A 15,935-nucleotide genomic window follows, 5' to 3' on the forward strand; every position below is an offset into this window, starting at 1 on the left:
CCGCTCAGCCGCGGTAGGAGGTGCTCTCCGCGAGCTCGGCGGCCGAGCGCATGAGCTCCGGCACGATCGGCCCGAAGGCGAGCAGCTTCTCGTCGCCGCCCGCGCGCTGGAAGCCCTGCTCCAGCACGATGGCCAGCTTCCACTGCGCCAGCACCAGGTAGTAGTCCAGGTCGTCGACCTGCCTGCCGGAGACCGCGGCGTAGTGCGCCGCCACCTCCTCGCGCGCGGGCAGGTGCCGCATGTCCACGTAGGCGAAGGCGCCTTGCTCCGGGTCGGCGGTGTTCGCCGGCCAGCCCTGCAGCATCCAGGCCAGGTCCAGTTTCGGGTCACCGACGGTGCCCATCTCCCAGTCCACGATCGCGGCCAGCCGGGCCGGGCCGCCGTGCCGGTACATGACATTCGCGAACTGGTAGTCGCCGTGCATGATGCCGGGCACGAAATCGAGCGGACGGTGGGCGCGCAGCCAGTTCGTCGCCGCGGCCATGCCGTCCAGGTCGCGGCCCCCGACCCGCTCGAAGAAGCCGGTCCAGCGGGTGACCTGGCGGTCGTGGAAGCCGTCCGGGCGGCCCAGGTCGGCGAGGCCGCGCTCCTTCCAGTCCACCCGGGAGAGCAGGCCGATGCCCTCGGCCAGTTGCAGCGCGAGCCCGCGGCGTGCCTCGATATCGCTGTCGAAGGGGTCGGGCCAGGCCCGCTGGTGATCCATCGGCGACCAGCCGTCCACGAACCCCATGAGGTAGAAGGCGCGGCCGAGCACCGCCGGGTCGGTGCAGACCGCCACCCCCGGCGTGTGCGGGACGTCGGTGCCGTCCAGCGCCGCGATGATGCGCCACTCGCGCAGGATCCCGGCGTCCCGCTCGGGCGGGGCCGCCGCGGGCGGAATGCGCAGCGCGGCGCGGAAGTCGGCGCGCATCACCTCGTAGATCTCGTTCTGGGCACCGCCGGAGAGCGGCCGGGTGTGCAGCGGGGCGCCCGCGCCGGGCAGCCCCGCCGCATCCATCCAGGCGGCCAGCCGCGGGGTGTGCAGGTCGGTCATCGCACCTCCGATTCCGCTTGAGAATAAGCCTCTCATGATTCAGAATGCAATTCTGAGAGAGGTGGTGACCGAGTGGACGAACCGGGTGCGGTGGCGCGCCGGATCGCGCAGCGGGCGCTGGCCCGCCGCGGGGCCGACTACGCCGACGAGGTGCGCCGCCTGCTGGACTCCGCCCTGGTCGTGATGGCGGCGGGGGGAACGACGGCGAAGCCGAGGGTGGCCGATATCGTGGCCGCGGCCGGGCTCTCCAACGAAACCTTCTACCGGCACTTCCCCTCCAAGGACGCGCTGGTGGCGGCGCTGCTCGAGGACGGCTCGGAGCGGCTCGCGCGCTATACCGCGCACCGGATGGCGGGGGAGCGGGAGCCGCGCGCCCGGGTCCGGCGCTGGGTGGCTGCGGTGCTCGCCCAGGCCGAGGCGGAGTCGGCGGCCGCCACCCTCGCCGTGCTCTGGAACGCGGCAGGCCCCGGCATCGCGCTCGAGCCGGGCCCCGGCGTGGTCGGCGAGGCGCTCGCCGGGCTGCTCCACGCCGACCTGGCCGAACTCGGCAGCGCCGCCCCCGATTTCGACGCCGCCATGATCGCGCACGCCACCGTCGGCACCCTCACCGACCTCCTCCGCCGCCGCGCGCTGCCCGACCCCGAACTGGTGGAGCGCATCACCGCCTTCGCCCTGCGCGCCCTCACTCCGCCGGTCTGAGCGCCCGGGGTCGTCGGCGCGCGCCGGCCGCGCTCACTCCACCGGTCTGAGCGCCGGGGGCGCGGGGCCGTCGGCGCGCGCCGACCATGCTCACTCCGCCGGGCGCGTGACCAGCGTCAGCGCGGTGGCGCGCAGCTCCGGACGGGGCTCGCGCGCGTAGAGCTCGGTGAGCGCGATCTCCGCCACCATCGCGACCAGCAGGTGCGCGACCGCCCCGGGATCCGGCCAGCCGATCACGCTCAGATCCGGCTCGATCCCGGCCGCCACCGTCCCGTTCCTGGCGTGCACCTCGTCCAGCAGATCGGTGTCGGTCCGCGACTGCGCCAGGAACGCCTTGGTCCCGCGGGTGGCCAGGCAGGCGTCCAGATAGCCGGTGACTGCGGCGCCGAGCCGCTCCGGCCCGGGTTCCAGCCCGGCGATCACGCCGGCGACCGCCTCCCCGAGCTCGTCGTGGTACCGCCGATGCAGCGCCACGACGTAGCTGCGCCGATCCGCGAAGTGATGGTAGAAGGTCCCCTTCGCCATCCCCGCCCGCTCGACGACGGCATTGATCGAGAGCCCGCGCAGCCCGCGGTCGGCGGCGACCTCCGCGCCCGCGGTGAGCAGCGCGGTGCGCCCCGGCTCGGCCGGACGTGCCATGCGATTCCTTCCAGTCGCCCCCCTTTCGCCCGATCCTACCGGCAGGCTACGGTGTGACCGACCGGTCGGTCATCGCGATCGACCGGCGCCTACCAGGAGATCGATATGCGCATTCCCCGCCGCCTCGCGGCACCGCTCGCCGCCGCGACGGCGCTCGCGACGGTGTGGACGGCAGCGCCCGCCGCCGCGGACGAGCTGCCCACCTACAGCTACCTGTCGGGTCTCGCGGCACAGGTCACCGCGCCCGGCAGCTCGCCGCCGGGCGCGAACGTACCCGGGTGCAAGCCGAGCCGGGAGCATCCGGAGCCGGTGGTGCTGCTGCACGGCCTGAGCAACGACACCGTCACCTGGAACACCCTCGCCCCGGTACTGGCCGGGGCCGGCTTCTGCGTCTTCTCGCTGACCTTCGGCACCGGTGCGCTCGGCCCGATCGGCTCGGTCGGCCCGGCGCCGGAGAGCGCGCGGCAGATCGCCGCCTTCATCGACCGGGTGCGCGCCGAGACCGGCGCCGCGAAGGTGGATCTCGTCGGGCACTCGATGGGCGGCGCGATCCCGTTCTACTACCTGCGCAACCTCGGCGGGATCCCGGCGATCGACGACTACATCGCACTGGCCGCGCCGCTGCACGGCGCCACGCTGAGCGGCACCGCGGCGCCGTTCACCGTCGTGCTGGAGCAGCTCGGCGTGCGCGATCAGGCGGAGGAATCGTGCGGGCCGTGCCAGTTCTCGCCGGGCACGGCGTTCCTGGCCGAGCTGAACCCGGACCCCGCCATCGCGCCGGAGATCGAGTTCACCACCATCGTCTCCCGGTACGACCAGATCGCCACCCCGTACCCCACCGGCCAGCTGACCGGCCCGAACGTCCGCAATGTGGTGCTGCAGGACCTGTGCGCGACCGACTACACCGAGCACTTCGAGCTCACCGCGGACCCGGTGGCCGTGCGCGAGATCCTCAACACCCTCGACCCCGCGCACGCCGCACCCGCGGCCTGCGCCGTCGTGCTGCCCTACATCGGCCCGGTCGGCTGATCCCGGAGATACCGCGGCGGAACGTGATTCGCCCACCCCTCGCCGGGCCAGTTGAACCAGCCCGCGGAGGCGTGCGTGCCGCCGTCGGGGTGCAGGGTGGTCCCGGTGATGTACGCCGAGAGCCGGGAGGCGAGGAACACCACGCTGTGCGAGACGTCGGTGACGACGCCCGCGCGGCCCATGGGGATCGCCACCCGGACCCCGGCGGGGTCGTCCAGCGCCCCGTCGCCGCCGCCGATCCGGCGCAGGTTCGGGGTCGGGACGTAGTCGGGGGCCACGTTGTTCACCCGGATCCCGTCCGGCGCCACCTCCACCGCCAGCGTCCGGGCGAAGTGCTCGACCGCGGCCTTGGCCGCCGCGTACACCGCGAAACCCGGTGCGGCGCGGTGCGCCTCGACGGTCGAGATGGTGATGATGCTGCCCCCGCGCCCGCCGGCCCGCATGCGCGGAACGGCGAGCGAGCAGGCGTGCAGGACGTGCGTGAGGTTGGTGCGCAGCAGCGCGTCCCAGCCGCCGGGGGTGGTGTCGGTGAAGGCGGCGCGGAAGGTGCCGCCGACGACGTTCACCAGGGTGTCCAGCCGGCCCCAGCGCTCGTCCACCGCGGCGAAGAGCGCCGCGAGCTCCGCCGGGTCGCGGGCGTCGCCGACCCGGGCCAGCACGCCGTCCGGCAGCGCGGCGGCGGCCCCGGGGTCGCGGTCGAGCACCGCCACCTCGACCCCGTTCGCCACCAGGTCGGCCACGATGGCCTGCCCGAGCCCGCCCGCCCCGCCGGTGACGATCGCGACCGTGCCCGCCAGCCCGGCCCGCTCCTCGAACCAGCTCATGACGCCAGGTAGGTCGTGCCGAAGGCCGCCAGGAAGTCGAAGGTGGCCGCGGCGGTCGGCGTCCGGTTGGAGATGACCAGCCAGTCCACCCCGGCCGCGGCGAGCTCGGCGAAGGCCGCGCGGTGCCGCTCCGGCTCGATCTCCGGGTCGGCGGCGGCGTGGTAGGAGTACACGAGGTCGATGTGCTCGGTGCGCCCGGCCGCCGCCGCCTGCTCCCGGATCTCGCCGATCTTGCGCGCCAGCTCCGGGATGGTGCCCAGCTCCGCGGTCCGCGCGGTGGTGCTGAGCTCCGCGCCGCCGGTCATCGGAATCCAGCCCTGCGCCTTGGCCCCGACCCGCCTGCGGCTGAGCGCGGAGTTGCCGCCCACCCAGATCGGGATGGGCCGCTGCACCGGGCGCGGCCGGGCGACCACCTCCCTGGCGTCGAAGTGCGCGCCGGTGTAGCTGAACGGCTCGCCGCTCCAGTGCAGCGGCAGCACGTCGAGCGCCTCGTCGAAGAGCGTGTTCCGCTCCGCGAAATCGACTCCGAGAGCATGGAATTCGCCCTTGAGATAGCCGGTGCCGAGCCCGAGCGTGAGCCGCCCGCCGGAGAGCAGGTCGAGCGTCGCGGCCGCCTTGGCGAGCAGCATCGGATTCCGGTACGGGGCCACAGACAGGTACGTGAGCAGCCGCAACCTGGTGGTCGCGGCCGCCGCGAAGGAGAGCGCGACGAACGGGTCGAGCGTCTGGTGCCCGCCCGAGGCCAGCCAGCGCGCGCCCGGAGCGGGGTGCTCGCTGATCGAGAAGCCGTCGAAGCCGTTGAGCTCGGCCGCCGCGGCGACCTCGGCGAGTGGCCCGGCGTCCAGCAGGTCACCCTGGTCCCCCGCGAGCTCGGGGTAGTGGAAGAGGAAGCGCACGGTCAGCTCCGCCCGCGCTTGACCTGGTTGAACGGGACGTCCCGGTCCGCGGCGTACTCCCGCGGCATCCCGAGCACCCGCTCGCTGATCACGGTGCGCGCCATCTCGGTGCTCCCACCCGCCAGGCTCCAGGCCGCGCGGAAGAGGTAGTCCAGCCCGACCGTCTCGGTGTCGGCGGCGGCGCCCGGCGCGTGCGTGGCGCCGTCCGCCCCGGCGATCCGCAGCGCGGTATCGGTCTGCAGCCAGGCGTTCTCGGCGGAGAAGAGCCGGGTGATCGAGCCCGCCGCCGGGGGGAGCGCGCCGCTCATGATGGCCTGGGTGATGTGGTCGATGAGCTGGTCGCGCACCACGGTCATGGCGCGCGCGGCGCCGATGTCCTCGCGCACCCTGGTGTCGCCGAGCTGCCCGGTTGCCCGCGCCAGCCGGAGTAGGGTGTCCGCCTCGCCGCCGAGGTGCGGCTTCGCGCCGCTGGTGAACGGCGAGGTGCCGCCGAGCGCGCCGCGCTCGTGGAAGAGCAGCCGGGAGGCCGCCGCCCAGCCCGCGTCCACCTCGCCGAGCACCGCGTCGGCGGGCAGCACGACATCGTCGAAGAACTCCTGGCAGAACTCGGTCGAGCCGGTGACCTGCTTGATCCGCTGCACGGTGACGCCATCGGCGTGCACAGGGACCAGGAACAGGGTCAGGCCGCGGTGCTTCGGCACCTCCCAGTTGGTGCGGGCCAGGCAGAGCCCGTAGTCCGCGGCGTAGGCGCCGGAGCTCCAGATCTTGGAGCCGTTCAGGATCCAGTTCTCGCCGTCGCGCTCGGCGCGGGTGGTGAGCCCGGCCAGGTCGGAGCCGCCCTGCGGCTCGGAGAGGAACTGGACCAGCACCTCGTCGCCGCGCAGCACCGCGGGCAGGTGCGCGCGCTTCTGCTCCTCGGTGCCCAGGTCGAGCAGGCTGGCCGCGCAGATGGCCAGCGTCGGGACGTTGAGCAGCAGCGGCATCTCGTACGGCAGCGACTCCGCGTCGAAGGCGCGCTGGTGCGCCGGGCTCAGGCCCCGGCCGCCGTACTCGCGGGGGAAGCAGATCCCGGCGAAGCCGCCGTCGTGCAGGATGCGCTGCAACTGCCTGGCGCGGTCCCACGCCTCCTCGGAGTCGGATTTCATCTCGGTGCCGGAGGAGGGCGGCAGGGTCTCGCGCAGCCAGTCCCGCGCGCGGGCGCGGAATTCCTCGACGGGCTCGGTCTCGGTGCTCATGCGTGCGGGCCTTTCTCCGGTCAGGCGGCGGATTCGAGCAGGTCGGTGATGTGCCTGCGGTGCTCCTCGGGCGTGCCGTAGAGCGCGCGGCCGAGGGTGATCCGGCGGAGGTAGAGGTGCAGGTCGTGCTCCCAGGTGACGCCGATGCCGCCGTGCAGCTGCACGCAGTCCTGCGCGATCACCGGGGTGCGTTCGGCCACATACGATTTCGCGATGCTGATGTTCTCGGTGGTGGCGGGCGAGCCCGCGTCCCACGCCGCCGCCGCGGCGAAGGCGGTGGCGCGGCACGCCTCCAGCCAGGTCTTGTTGTCCGCCATGCGGTGCTTGAGCGCCTGGTACGAGGCGAGCGGGCGGCCGAAGGTGTAGCGGTCGAAGAGCCAGGTCAGGGTCGCGGTGAGCGCCTGGTCGGCGGCGCCGACCGACTCGGCCGCGGTGAGCAGCGCGGCGGTGTCCGCCTGCGCGCGCAGCGCCCGCACCGCGGCATCGCCGGTGTGCACGGCGGTGCCCGCGGCGGCGTCGAAGGTGACGGTGGCGGTGCGGCGGGTGAGGTCGATGGTCCAGGCCGGGCTGACCGTGACGCCGGGGTCGTCGGCGCGCACCAGCAGCTGGATCGGGCCGTTCGCGCTGTCCGCGGTGACCAGGAAGACGTCGGCCTGATCGGCCGCCTCCACCCGGTCCTTGACCCCGGTGACCAGATAGCCGTCGCCCGATGGTGTCGCGGTGGTGCCGGGCACCTCGCCGCCGAGCGCGTCGAAGCCGCGGCCCGGCTCGTACACCGCCCAGGTCGCGATGGTCTCGCCGGACAGAATCGCGGCCACCGTGTCGGCCACGTCCGCGCCGGTCGCCAGCCCGGCGAGCACCGCGCTCGTGGTGACGAACGGCCCTGGCGCGGCGGCCCGCCCCAGCTCCTCGGCGACCAGGGCTAGCTCGGTCATCGGCTGCCCGGAGACCGAGCCGCCGCCCAGCTCCTCCGGCACCAGCATGGCGGTCCAGCCGAGCTCGGCGCCGCGGCGCCACCAGCCCCGGTCGAAACCGGTGCCGGACTCGGCGAGCGCGCGGACGGTGCCGATCGGCACCGTCCCGGCGAGGAAGTCGCGGGTGGTGGCCTGGAAAAACCGCCGGTCCGCGGTGGAATCATCGGTCATGGATCCGGTCCTTCGGTTGACGCGCAGCTGCCGTTGTGGAAATCTCATACTCACATGTGAGAGCCTTATTCTCAATCACGGAAGTCAACTGGCGAAGTCGCCGCGCAGCGGAGTCCGCCGGAGTGTCGAAGGGACCGTCGCGTGGCCAACAATTTCCAGGATCTGGATTTCTTCCTCGGCCAGGATCTGGTGGCCGATCCGTACCCGTACTTCGACGAGCTGCGCGCCGAGTGCCCGGTGAAGCGCGAGAAGCACCACGACGTCATGATGGTGACCGGGTACGAGGAGGCGCTCGAGGTCTACAACGACGTCGACCGGTTCTCCTCCTGCATCGCGGTGACCGGCCCGTTCCCCGGCTTCCCGGTGAAGATCGAGGAGGGCGACGACGTCGCCGCGCTGATCGCCGAGCACCGCGACAGCCTCCCCATGAGCGACCAGCTGCCCACCCTCGACCCGCCGACGCACACCGCCCACCGCGCCCTGCTCATGCGGCTCATCACGCCGAAGCGGCTGAAGGAGAACGAGGAGGCGATGTGGTCGATCGCCGACAAGATGCTGGACAACTACCTCGCGACCGGTGGCGACTGCATGCGCGAATTCGCCGGCCCCTTCACGCTGTACGTGATCGCGGACCTGCTCGGCGTCCCGAAGGACGACCAGGAGGAGTTCCTGCACGCGCTGCAGCGCGACCCGCACCGGCAGAGCGGCACCGTCGGCAGCAACTCCGGTGACGACCTCTCGCACAGCCCGCTCGAGTTCCTGTACACCAAGTTCTCCGCCTACATCGAGGACCGCAGGCAGAACCCGCGCAACGACGTGCTCACCAGCATGGCCACCGCGACCTTCCCGGACGGCTCGCAGCCCGAGGTGCTCGACGTGTGCCGGGTGGCGGCGAACCTCTTCTCGGCGGGCCAGGAGACCACGGTCCGGCTGCTCAGCTCGGCGCTGAAGCTGATCGCCGAGCGCCGGGACATCCAGCAGTACCTGCGCGAGGATCCCAGCCGGATCCAGAACTTCATCGAGGAATCGCTGCGGATGGAGAGCCCGGTCAAGGGCGACTTCCGGCTCGCCAAGGAGACCGGGACCGTCGGCGAGACCGAGGTCCCGGTCGGCACCGTCCTGATGGTGGTCAACGGCGCAGCCAACCGCGACCCGCGCCGCTTCGACGACCCCACCACCTTCGACCCCGCGCGCTCGAACGCCCGCCAGCACCTCGCCTTCGGCCGCGGCGTGCACTCCTGCCCCGGCGCCCCGCTGGCCCGCGCCGAGGCGCGCGTCGCCATCGAGCGGCTGCTCGCGCGTACCGCCGAGGTGCGCATCGACGAGTCGGTGCACGGCCCCGCCGACGCCCGCAAGTACCACTACCTGCCCACCTTCATCCTGCGCGGCCTCACCTCGCTGCACCTGGAACTCGATGTCGCGGACGGTGACCGATGAAGGTCACCGTCGACGACGACCGCTGCCGCGGGCACGGCGCCTGCCTCGGCCTCGCCCCCGAGGTCTTCACGCTGACCGACGGCGGGTACGCCGAGGCGATCCCCGGCGCGGTGCCGGTGGAGCTCGAATCGGTCGTCGAGGAGGCGGTGTCGGCCTGCCCGGAGCGGGCGATCGAGGTGGAGTAGTCACCTAGCGCGGCGGCGATGCGCGCATCGGCGGGCTCGTAGCGGGCCCGCCTGCCCTCGGGCACCGCGACGACGAGCCCGCAGCCGCGCGGCCCGGCGAAGACCGGGTCCGGCGCGGCCGAGGTGGCTAGGGCGGGGGGGCGGTCGTGCGGGCGAGCTCGGCGAGCTCGGTGAGGAACTGGGCGGCGGGGATCGGCTTGCCTTCCTTGCCGATGGGGGAGGGGTCGAGCGGGGCGAGGATGTCGGCGAGCGGGGAGTGCAGCCACAGCGCCATCACGTAGAGCGCGGGGATGCGCAGCAGCCGCAGGTCGAAGCCGGCGGCGGTGAGCTGGGGCAGCTTGCGGACGACCTTCAACGCCTTGTCGGTGGCCAGGACGAACGGTCCCTCGGTGAACCGTGACATCTGCTGGGTGCCGTCGGGAGCGAGCGTGGTTTCGGCGCTGGCGATGATCTGGGCGCCGTCCACCACGAGGTAGCGCCAGCCCACCGCGCGGGCGGCGTCCAGGCCGGCGCCCGCGGTGATGTCGTCCAGCCCCAGGGTGTAGATCTGGTGCGGAGTCGAGAGGTCGAGCTGGTCCTTGCGGGCCCCGCGCAGCGCCTTGGTGGAGAACTTCTCGCCGTCGGCGAACGCGCGGAGCTTGCCCCTGACCTTGTCGGGGACCTCGGTGGGCGGTTCGGGCAGATGAAGCGGCATGATCTGTTCTCCTCAGAGCTTGGTCTTGTAGCTGACGTTCCAGATTCCGTCGCCGAGGTAGAAGTCGCGGAACTCCTCGTAGGCGACATCGGAATCGCCCTCCCACGGATCGGCGACGCTGACGTAGTCCTGCCCGCCGATCACCGAACGCCCGCGCAGCGCCACGATGTGGCCGCCACCGCCGCGCCAGGAGATGTTCACCACGACCGGGGCGTTGCGGGCCAGCTCGCCGGCGAGCTGCAGGTCGGTCAGGGAGGTGTTGACGCGCTCCTTGAGCCGCCCGATCCGGGTCAGCGCGGTATCGGGCCAGCGGCCCTGGTTGCACGGCGAGACCGCCCCCGCGACGACGGCGCAGTCGTTGCGGCCCAGCTCGGCGTTGGCCAGTTTGCCCTGGGTCCAGGTCGATGCCGCGTCGTAGAAGGCCGCGGTGCTGACCGTGGCCGCGTTCCAGCACCACATGGTCTGTTCCTGGTGCTGCATCCGGAAGTTCAGCTGCTGGTCGGCGACGGCGAGGACGAACTTCTCGTGGACGCCGCCCGCGGCATCGAACTGGGCGTTGACGGTGCCACCCGCGCCGCTCGCAGCGCTCACCCCGCTGCCGTTCAAGCGCAGGTAGACCTTCGGGTAGGCGTTCGACTCGATCGAGACCGAGCCGTCCGGCTGCGCCCTGGCGTTGAACTTCTCCCAGGGGCCGGGGCCGGCGGCGTTGTACTGGGCGTTGACCAGGCCCCCGCCGGATGCGACCGGAGCCGTCACGCCGCGAGCGTCCATGCGCAGGTAGACCTTCGGGAAAGCCACCGACTCGAAGGCCACGGTGCCGTCGCCCTGGGACCGGACCCGGAACCGCTCGTAGGGGCCTGCCCCGTACTGGCAGTTGGCCGTCCCGCCACCGGAGTCGGCCGGGGCGGTCAGCCCGGCACCGTCCAATCGCAGGAACACATTCGAGAACGCCGTCGATCGGATAGTGACCGGTATATCTCCCACAATTGCGAGATCGGCTACCGACAATGCCATGCTGTGCCTTCTTTCATGCAGGTGTTTCATCGGCGAAATAAATTCGCCGCAATTCTTTCGGTCGATATAGGTGTGCAGGAATTGGTCCGGGTGCTGGTCAAGACACCGGAAAATTGCACAGCTGATGACGGTGGCTCTTGTTGTCGGCCACCGAAAAAGTAGATGCCACCCCTGTTCGCTGAAATGCTGTGCAGTAACGACATTAACCACGGCAATGCCGGATTTCTCGGAAACAGAATTTCCGGACAGAAGAGAGGTGTTTCTGCGGGCTCGTTCGCCGGATCGGCAGAAATTTTCCGAATACTGACCGGTCGCATCGCAGTGCGCCGGCGAGGACCTGCTCGCGGCTCAGGGCCGCGCGACGCCTGCTTCGATGGGCGCGGTGAGCAGGCCGAGGTCCGCGCCGAGCGCGTCGGCGAGGGCGCGGGCCACGGTGACGTCCTTGCGCAGGAATTCGCCTACCGCGGAGCGGAACTCGGCGACCGAGCCCTTGGCGGCGATACCGGCGAGGGCACGGGAGTTGCCGCTGGCGTGCGGGAGCGCGGCGAGCAGGGCGGCCTCGGGGAGGCCGAGTTCGGCGCCGAGGCGGACGGCGTCCGCGACCAGGCCGATCTGAGCGGCGAAGAGCGCGTTGTTCACCAGCTTCACCCGCTGGCCGGAGCCGAGCGGGCCGACGTGCAGGATCGGATCCGCGTACGCGCGCAACACTTCCCGCGCGACGGCGACATCGGCATCGGCGCCGCCGAGAAAGACCGTCAGGGAGCCGCGGGCGATGTCGTGCGGGCCGCCGCTCACGGGGGCATCGACCACGTGGGTGCCGCGGGCGGCGACTGCGGCAACGGTCTCCGGGCTGCCGGTGGTGTGCACGATCAGCGTTGCGTCCCCGAAGGATTCGGCAGCGCAGACCTCGCGCACCTGGTCGTCGGTGAAGACGCACAGCACGACGGCGTCGGATCCGTCGGCCGCCGCCGCCACGGTGCCGACCGGCGTGGCGCCGAGCTCCGCCACCCCGGCCCGCGCGTCGGCGGAGCGGCCGAGCGCGCGCACCTCGTGGCCCGCGCCGGCCAGCCGGGCGACCATGGGCGCGCCCATCCGCCCGGCACCGACGAAACCGACCCGCACGGTCAGCGCTGCCGATCCATGAGCGCCAGCGTGGCGTCGGCGGCCCCGACTTCGATCCCGGTCGCGACCCCCGCCTTCGCGGCCAGGTCGGCCACCAGCCTGACATCCTTGAGCAGCAGGTCACCCGCGTGCGCGGCCAGCTGGTCCAGCGAACCGCCCGCGGCGACGACCCGCCCGAGCGCGAAGCTGTTCGCGGTCCCGTGCGTGATCACCTCGCCGAGGCGCCCGGGGTCGATGCCGAGCTCCGCGCCGAGCCGGAGCGCGCCGTGCGCGGTGGCCAGGTTCGCGGTGAAGAGCAGGTTGTTGAGCAGCTTGGCGGATTGCCCCGAGCCGAGCTCGCCCAGGTGCACGATCGGGTTCGCGTAGGTCTTGAAGACCGGCCGCGCCCGCTCCACCGCCTCCGCGTCCCCGCCGACCATGACCAGCAGCCGCCCCTCGGCCACCGCGGGCGCGCCGCCGGAGACCGGGGCGTCGATCACCGTGATGTCTTTCGGTGCGGCCAGTTCGGCGAGTTCCCGGCAGGTGTCCGGGTGCACGGTGGCGTGGATGGCCAGGATCGAGCCGGGCGCCATGCCCGCCAGCACCCCCTTCTGCCCGGCCGCGACCTCGCGCACGTCGGCGTCGCCGACCACGCAGAGACACACCAGGTCGCTGACCTCGGCGAGCGCGGCGGGAGACTCGGCGGTGCGGGCGGCGGTGTCCGCGTACGGCTCCAGGGAGGCGGCGCGGCGCGCCCACAGCGTGGTGGGGAAGCCGCCCTCGACGATCCGGCGAGCCATGGGCCCGCCCTGGCTGCCGAGTCCGATGAATCCGACGCGCATCAGTGCGCCTCCTCCGAAGTAGTGGGCCGGTAGAAGGTAGCGAGCAGGCCGAGCGTGGCGAGCACCCCGAGCCCGAGCGCGATTCCGCCGCCCGCCCAGCCGGTGATCTCGATGTCGAAGGCGTGGTCGAGCGAGATCCGCCCCGGCCCGAGCAGCCCGAGCGCGATCACGGTGGCGGCGAGCACGAGCACGTACTCGTAGCCGTCCTTGAAGACGAAGAAGCCGTTCTTCCGGTGCGCGAGCAACCCGGCCACCAGCGTCACGCCGACCACGGCGGCCGCGGCGAACGGGGTGAGCAACCCGGCGATCAGCAGCACGCCGGCGCCGATCTCGGTGACGACGCTGGCCCACGCCTGCAGCGGGCCGTTGCGCAGCCCGAGGCTCTCGAACCAGCGCCCGGTGCCCGCGATCTTGCCGCCGCCGATCCAGTGGTTCACGCCGTGCGCGATCATGGTGCCGCCCACGACCACGCGCAGCAGCAGCAGCGCGATATCGGTCTCGACCATTGCCTTCACCTTCCCGACGGCGCGGAACCGCCGTCGAATTGCGGGGTGGGACCGGTGAACTCACCGGTCACGGCCGCTACCACGCACTCCTCGAGGAAGGCGAGCACCCCGAGGTGGTAGGCGGCGGCCGTGTGGCCCACGCTGATGTTGTGCCCGCTGTTGGGCTGCCGGTTGAGTACCACGCGCGGGGCCGCGGTGAACAGCGCGCCCACCTCGGCCAGCGCCTCCGGGTCGCCGCGCCAGACCCGCTCGTACTCGGCGGTGGTGAACCGCACCGGCACCCGGACCCGCGCGGCAAGCGCAGGGAAGTCCTGGCTCGACCAGGTCCGCAGCGCCGTCGCCTCCATCCGCGGGCCGGGTGCGCCGATGGCGGCGCCGCCCCTGATGTCGGGCGGGTAGAGCCGCTCGGGCGTCCAGATCAGCGCGCCGACACCGGGCGTGCGGTCGTCCCGCTGCCTGGCCTCGAAGGCGCGCACGAAATCCGGGTGCGGGCGGTGGCCGGTGCCGGACACCTCCAGGCCGAGCAGGTCGTCGGCGCGCGGGTCGACCGCCATCCGCACCGCCTGCTCGGAGCCCGCGGAGTGCGCGAGCAGGAAGGTGCCCGCGCCGCGCGGCCGGTCGCCGAGAAAGGCGTCGACCGCGCCGAACATCAGGTCGAGCCTGCGCTCCGGCTCGATCAGGTCGTCGGCGAAGGGGGCGGAGGCCCCGTAGCCGGGGCGGTCCGGCGCGACCACGGTGTAGCCGAGCCGGTGCGCGATCCGGAACAGCGAGAGCTCCGGGTGGCCGGGGCAGTCGAAGTAGCCGCCGCTGGTGGCGCCGCCGTGCATCGCCACCAGCACCGCGCGCGGGGCCTCGGCCACGGCGCGCAGCCCGGAGACCGGGATGCCGTTCACCTCGGCGAGCACCGGTTCGGGGCCGGTGCGCAGGTCGGCGAGGGTCACGACGCGGTCCGCAGCAGGATCGCGCCGCCGGGGGTGAGCCCGCCGCTGGAGACCACCGCGACCTTCGCATTCGCGACCTGCCGCTCGCCGCCGTCGCCGCGCAGCTGGGTGATCGCCTCGTGCAGCAGCCCCATGCCGTGCGTGCGGCCGTGCGAGAGCTGGCCGCCGTGCGTGTTCAGCGGCAGCACGCCGTCGCGCGCGATGTTCTTGCCGCCCTGTAGGAAGTCGCCCGCCTCGCCGATGCCGCAGAAGCCGAGCGCCTCGATCCAGGAGAGGCAGTTGAAGGTGAAGCCGTCGTAGAGCTCGGCCACGTCGACATCGGCCGGGCGCAGGTCGGTGCGGGTCCAGAGGTGCGCGGCCGGGCCGAGCACCTGCGGCTCGTGGGTGAGCGTGCTCTGGTCCCACTCGATCCGCTCGACGATCTGGGTACCGACCGCCTCCACCAGCACCGGCGTGATCGGCAGGTCGTGCGCGGCCTCGACCGCGGAGACGATCACCGCGACCGCGCCGTCGCACGGGACGTCGCAGTCGTAGAGCCCGAACGGGGTGGTGACCGGCCTGGCGTTGAGGTAGTCGTCCATGGTCATCGGCTCGCGGTAGACCGCGCTCGGGTTCAGCGCGGCATTGGCGCGCTGGTTCAGCGCGATCCAGCCGAGCGTCTCCTTCGAGGTGCCGTAGTCGTGGAAGTGCCGCTGTGCCTTCTGCGCGAGCGTGTGCGCGGCGGAAGTCGAACCGAACGGCATGTGCCAGCTGGTGGTGCGGCCGCCGGACGGGGTGATCACGCCCGCCTTCATCAGCTCGGCGAAGGTCGCCTCCCAGACCGTGCGGAAGCAGAGCACGTGCCTGGCCATGCCGGTCGCCACCGCGGTCATGGCGGCGATCACCGAGCCACCGGGGCCGAAGGTCTCGATGCCGCCGTTGTGCCAGGTGGGGCGGATGCCGAGCGCGGCCTCCAGGGCGGTGATGCCACCCTCGCCGAAGCCGCCCAGGTTGCCGCCGCCGGGGTAGGAGGCGAGGCCGTCGATGTCGTCCAGGGTGAGCCCGGCGTCGGCCACCGCGCGCTCGCACGCCTCGACGGTCAGCTCCAGGGCGGGCACCATGAGCCTGCGGCCGATCCGGGACATGCCGATGCCGGTCAGCGCGACGCGGTCCTCGAACTTGTCGGTCCCGAGCATGGGGCGGACGTGCTCGCCGAAGCGCTCCGGCGGGATCTCGTCCACCGGGAGCGCGGCGGGCTCGCCCTGCTCGGCGGCGGGGCGGAAGAGCGGGAGCCAGACGTCGGCGTCGGGCTGGAAGGTGACCTCGAGGCGCATGCCGAGGAAGAGGTCGTCCGGCTCGGCGTCGACGATGTTGGTCGTCAGCCGGACCCGCGGGTCGTCCTCGAGCGCGACCGTCGCGACCACGTAGGGCGGGGTCAGCCCCGGTACCGCGAAGCGCTGGTTCACCGTCCAGCTCGCCAGCACCGCCCGCCCCGAGGTCTCGCGGACGCCGAGGTCGTGGCCGCGGCAGTAGCGGCAGATCGGCTGCGGCGGGTGCAGCAGAGCGGTGCAGGAGCGGCACTCCTGGATGCGGAGCACCCCGTCCGCGCCGGATTTCCAGAAGAACTCGTTATCGAGCCCCAGCTGCGGCAACGGCCGCCCCGAAGCAGGCGTCTCCGCCGATGTGCCGTCCGCCACGGCGCCTCCTCACAACTCGTGAACTGCCGAAGCGCGGGC

General features: G+C 72.6%; 17 protein-coding genes and 1 pseudogene. 4 read left to right on the top strand and 14 right to left on the bottom strand.

The window, feature by feature from the left end; genetic code table 11:
- Nucleotides 1-4: 4 nt before the first annotated feature.
- Nucleotides 5-1,033 carry a phosphotransferase family protein gene (locus LTT61_RS29645; protein WP_233017300.1) on the bottom strand — a complete coding sequence of 343 codons (1,029 nt, stop codon included), beginning with the start codon at nucleotides 1,031-1,033 and terminating at the stop codon, nucleotides 5-7.
- A gap of 72 nt (nucleotides 1,034-1,105) precedes the next feature.
- Between LTT61_RS29645 and LTT61_RS29650 the strand changes: the two genes are divergently transcribed.
- Nucleotides 1,106-1,732, top strand: a complete 627-nt coding sequence (locus tag LTT61_RS29650; protein WP_233017301.1) for a TetR/AcrR family transcriptional regulator — start codon at nucleotides 1,106-1,108, stop codon at nucleotides 1,730-1,732.
- Between the two features lie 90 nt (nucleotides 1,733-1,822).
- On the opposite strand, the gene LTT61_RS29655 is transcribed toward LTT61_RS29650, so the two are convergent.
- Nucleotides 1,823-2,371: a TetR/AcrR family transcriptional regulator gene (locus LTT61_RS29655; protein ID WP_233017302.1), complete on the bottom strand. Its 549-nt coding sequence runs from the start codon at nucleotides 2,369-2,371 to the stop codon at nucleotides 1,823-1,825.
- Between the two features lie 105 nt (nucleotides 2,372-2,476).
- Between LTT61_RS29655 and LTT61_RS29660 the strand changes: the two genes are divergently transcribed.
- Nucleotides 2,477-3,400: an esterase/lipase family protein gene (locus LTT61_RS29660; RefSeq protein WP_233017303.1), complete on the top strand. Its 924-nt coding sequence runs from the start codon at nucleotides 2,477-2,479 to the stop codon at nucleotides 3,398-3,400.
- Here the strand turns inward: LTT61_RS29660 and LTT61_RS29665 are convergent.
- The 4 genes from LTT61_RS29665 to LTT61_RS29680 are packed head-to-tail and all read right to left on the bottom strand — an operon-like array spanning nucleotide 3,379 to nucleotide 7,500.
- Nucleotides 3,379-4,224, bottom strand: coding sequence for an SDR family NAD(P)-dependent oxidoreductase (locus LTT61_RS29665; protein ID WP_233017304.1), 846 nt, complete (start codon nucleotides 4,222-4,224; stop codon nucleotides 3,379-3,381). The genes LTT61_RS29660 and LTT61_RS29665 overlap by 22 nt on opposite strands.
- A complete protein-coding gene (locus LTT61_RS29670) occupies nucleotides 4,221-5,120 on the bottom strand; it encodes an LLM class F420-dependent oxidoreductase (protein WP_233017305.1) in 900 nt (299 codons plus the stop codon). Before LTT61_RS29670 ends, LTT61_RS29665 begins: the two co-directional genes overlap by 4 nt.
- A gap of 2 nt (nucleotides 5,121-5,122) precedes the next feature.
- Entirely contained in the window at nucleotides 5,123-6,355 is a 1,233-nt protein-coding gene (locus LTT61_RS29675; protein WP_233017306.1) for an acyl-CoA dehydrogenase family protein, read from the bottom strand.
- Between the two features lie 20 nt (nucleotides 6,356-6,375).
- Entirely contained in the window at nucleotides 6,376-7,500 is a 1,125-nt protein-coding gene (locus tag LTT61_RS29680) for an acyl-CoA dehydrogenase family protein (protein WP_233017307.1), read from the bottom strand.
- A 141-nt stretch (nucleotides 7,501-7,641) separates the two neighbouring features.
- Between LTT61_RS29680 and LTT61_RS29685 the strand changes: the two genes are divergently transcribed.
- Both LTT61_RS29685 and LTT61_RS29690 read left to right on the top strand, forming a co-directional pair.
- Nucleotides 7,642-8,937: a cytochrome P450 gene (locus LTT61_RS29685; RefSeq protein ID WP_233017308.1), complete on the top strand. Its 1,296-nt coding sequence runs from the start codon at nucleotides 7,642-7,644 to the stop codon at nucleotides 8,935-8,937.
- Complete coding sequence (locus LTT61_RS29690) at nucleotides 8,934-9,122, top strand: ferredoxin (protein WP_233017309.1); 189 nt, start codon at nucleotides 8,934-8,936, stop codon at nucleotides 9,120-9,122. Before LTT61_RS29685 ends, LTT61_RS29690 begins: the two co-directional genes overlap by 4 nt.
- On the opposite strand, the pseudogene LTT61_RS29695 reads toward LTT61_RS29690, so the two are convergent.
- From LTT61_RS29695 to LTT61_RS29730, 8 genes and pseudogenes are all read right to left on the bottom strand, one after another.
- Nucleotides 9,122-9,211, bottom strand: a pseudogene (locus LTT61_RS29695) (transcriptional regulator); the annotation flags it as partial. The gene LTT61_RS29690 and the pseudogene LTT61_RS29695 overlap by 1 nt on opposite strands.
- Nucleotides 9,212-9,249: 38 nt before the next feature.
- Entirely contained in the window at nucleotides 9,250-9,816 is a 567-nt protein-coding gene (locus LTT61_RS29700) for a hypothetical protein (RefSeq protein WP_233017310.1), read from the bottom strand.
- 12 nt (nucleotides 9,817-9,828) lie between these two features.
- Nucleotides 9,829-10,755 (bottom strand): papain-like cysteine protease family protein, encoded by a 927-nt coding sequence (locus LTT61_RS29705; RefSeq protein ID WP_233017311.1) that lies wholly within the window; start codon nucleotides 10,753-10,755, stop codon nucleotides 9,829-9,831.
- A 423-nt stretch (nucleotides 10,756-11,178) separates the two neighbouring features.
- Nucleotides 11,179-11,952, bottom strand: coding sequence for an NAD(P)-dependent oxidoreductase (locus LTT61_RS29710; RefSeq protein WP_233017312.1), 774 nt, complete (start codon nucleotides 11,950-11,952; stop codon nucleotides 11,179-11,181).
- Between the two features lie 2 nt (nucleotides 11,953-11,954).
- Nucleotides 11,955-12,773 (bottom strand): NAD(P)-dependent oxidoreductase, encoded by an 819-nt coding sequence (locus tag LTT61_RS29715; protein WP_233017313.1) that lies wholly within the window; start codon nucleotides 12,771-12,773, stop codon nucleotides 11,955-11,957.
- Complete coding sequence (locus LTT61_RS29720; RefSeq protein WP_233017314.1) at nucleotides 12,773-13,279, bottom strand: DoxX family protein; 507 nt, start codon at nucleotides 13,277-13,279, stop codon at nucleotides 12,773-12,775. Before LTT61_RS29720 ends, LTT61_RS29715 begins: the two co-directional genes overlap by 1 nt.
- Before the next feature lie 5 nt (nucleotides 13,280-13,284).
- On the bottom strand, nucleotides 13,285-14,220 hold the full coding sequence (locus tag LTT61_RS29725) for an alpha/beta fold hydrolase (protein ID WP_233017315.1): 936 nt from the start codon (nucleotides 14,218-14,220) through the stop codon (nucleotides 13,285-13,287).
- A complete protein-coding gene (locus LTT61_RS29730) occupies nucleotides 14,217-15,896 on the bottom strand; it encodes a thiolase C-terminal domain-containing protein (protein WP_233017316.1) in 1,680 nt (559 codons plus the stop codon). Before LTT61_RS29730 ends, LTT61_RS29725 begins: the two co-directional genes overlap by 4 nt.
- Nucleotides 15,897-15,935: the final 39 nt, after the last annotated feature.

This window comes from Nocardia asteroides (genome assembly GCF_021183625.1).
Classification (GTDB): domain Bacteria; phylum Actinomycetota; class Actinomycetes; order Mycobacteriales; family Mycobacteriaceae; genus Nocardia; species Nocardia asteroides_A.

Bases quoted from the DNA above. Each gene is read 5' to 3' on its own strand.
- LTT61_RS29645 (WP_233017300.1), bottom strand. From the start codon at position 1,033: ATGACCGACCTGCACACCCCGCGGCTGGCCGCCTGGATGGATGCGGCG.
- LTT61_RS29655 (WP_233017302.1), bottom strand. From the start codon at position 2,371: ATGGCACGTCCGGCCGAGCCGGGGCGCACCGCGCTGCTCACCGCGGGC.
- LTT61_RS29660 (WP_233017303.1), top strand. From the start codon at position 2,477: ATGCGCATTCCCCGCCGCCTCGCGGCACCGCTCGCCGCCGCGACGGCG.
- LTT61_RS29665 (WP_233017304.1), bottom strand. From the start codon at position 4,224: ATGAGCTGGTTCGAGGAGCGGGCCGGGCTGGCGGGCACGGTCGCGATC.
- LTT61_RS29675 (WP_233017306.1), bottom strand. From the start codon at position 6,355: ATGAGCACCGAGACCGAGCCCGTCGAGGAATTCCGCGCCCGCGCGCGG.
- LTT61_RS29680 (WP_233017307.1), bottom strand. From the start codon at position 7,500: ATGACCGATGATTCCACCGCGGACCGGCGGTTTTTCCAGGCCACCACC.
- LTT61_RS29690 (WP_233017309.1), top strand. From the start codon at position 8,934: ATGAAGGTCACCGTCGACGACGACCGCTGCCGCGGGCACGGCGCCTGC.
- LTT61_RS29700 (WP_233017310.1), bottom strand. From the start codon at position 9,816: ATGCCGCTTCATCTGCCCGAACCGCCCACCGAGGTCCCCGACAAGGTC.
- LTT61_RS29715 (WP_233017313.1), bottom strand. From the start codon at position 12,773: ATGCGCGTCGGATTCATCGGACTCGGCAGCCAGGGCGGGCCCATGGCT.
- LTT61_RS29720 (WP_233017314.1), bottom strand. From the start codon at position 13,279: ATGGTCGAGACCGATATCGCGCTGCTGCTGCTGCGCGTGGTCGTGGGC.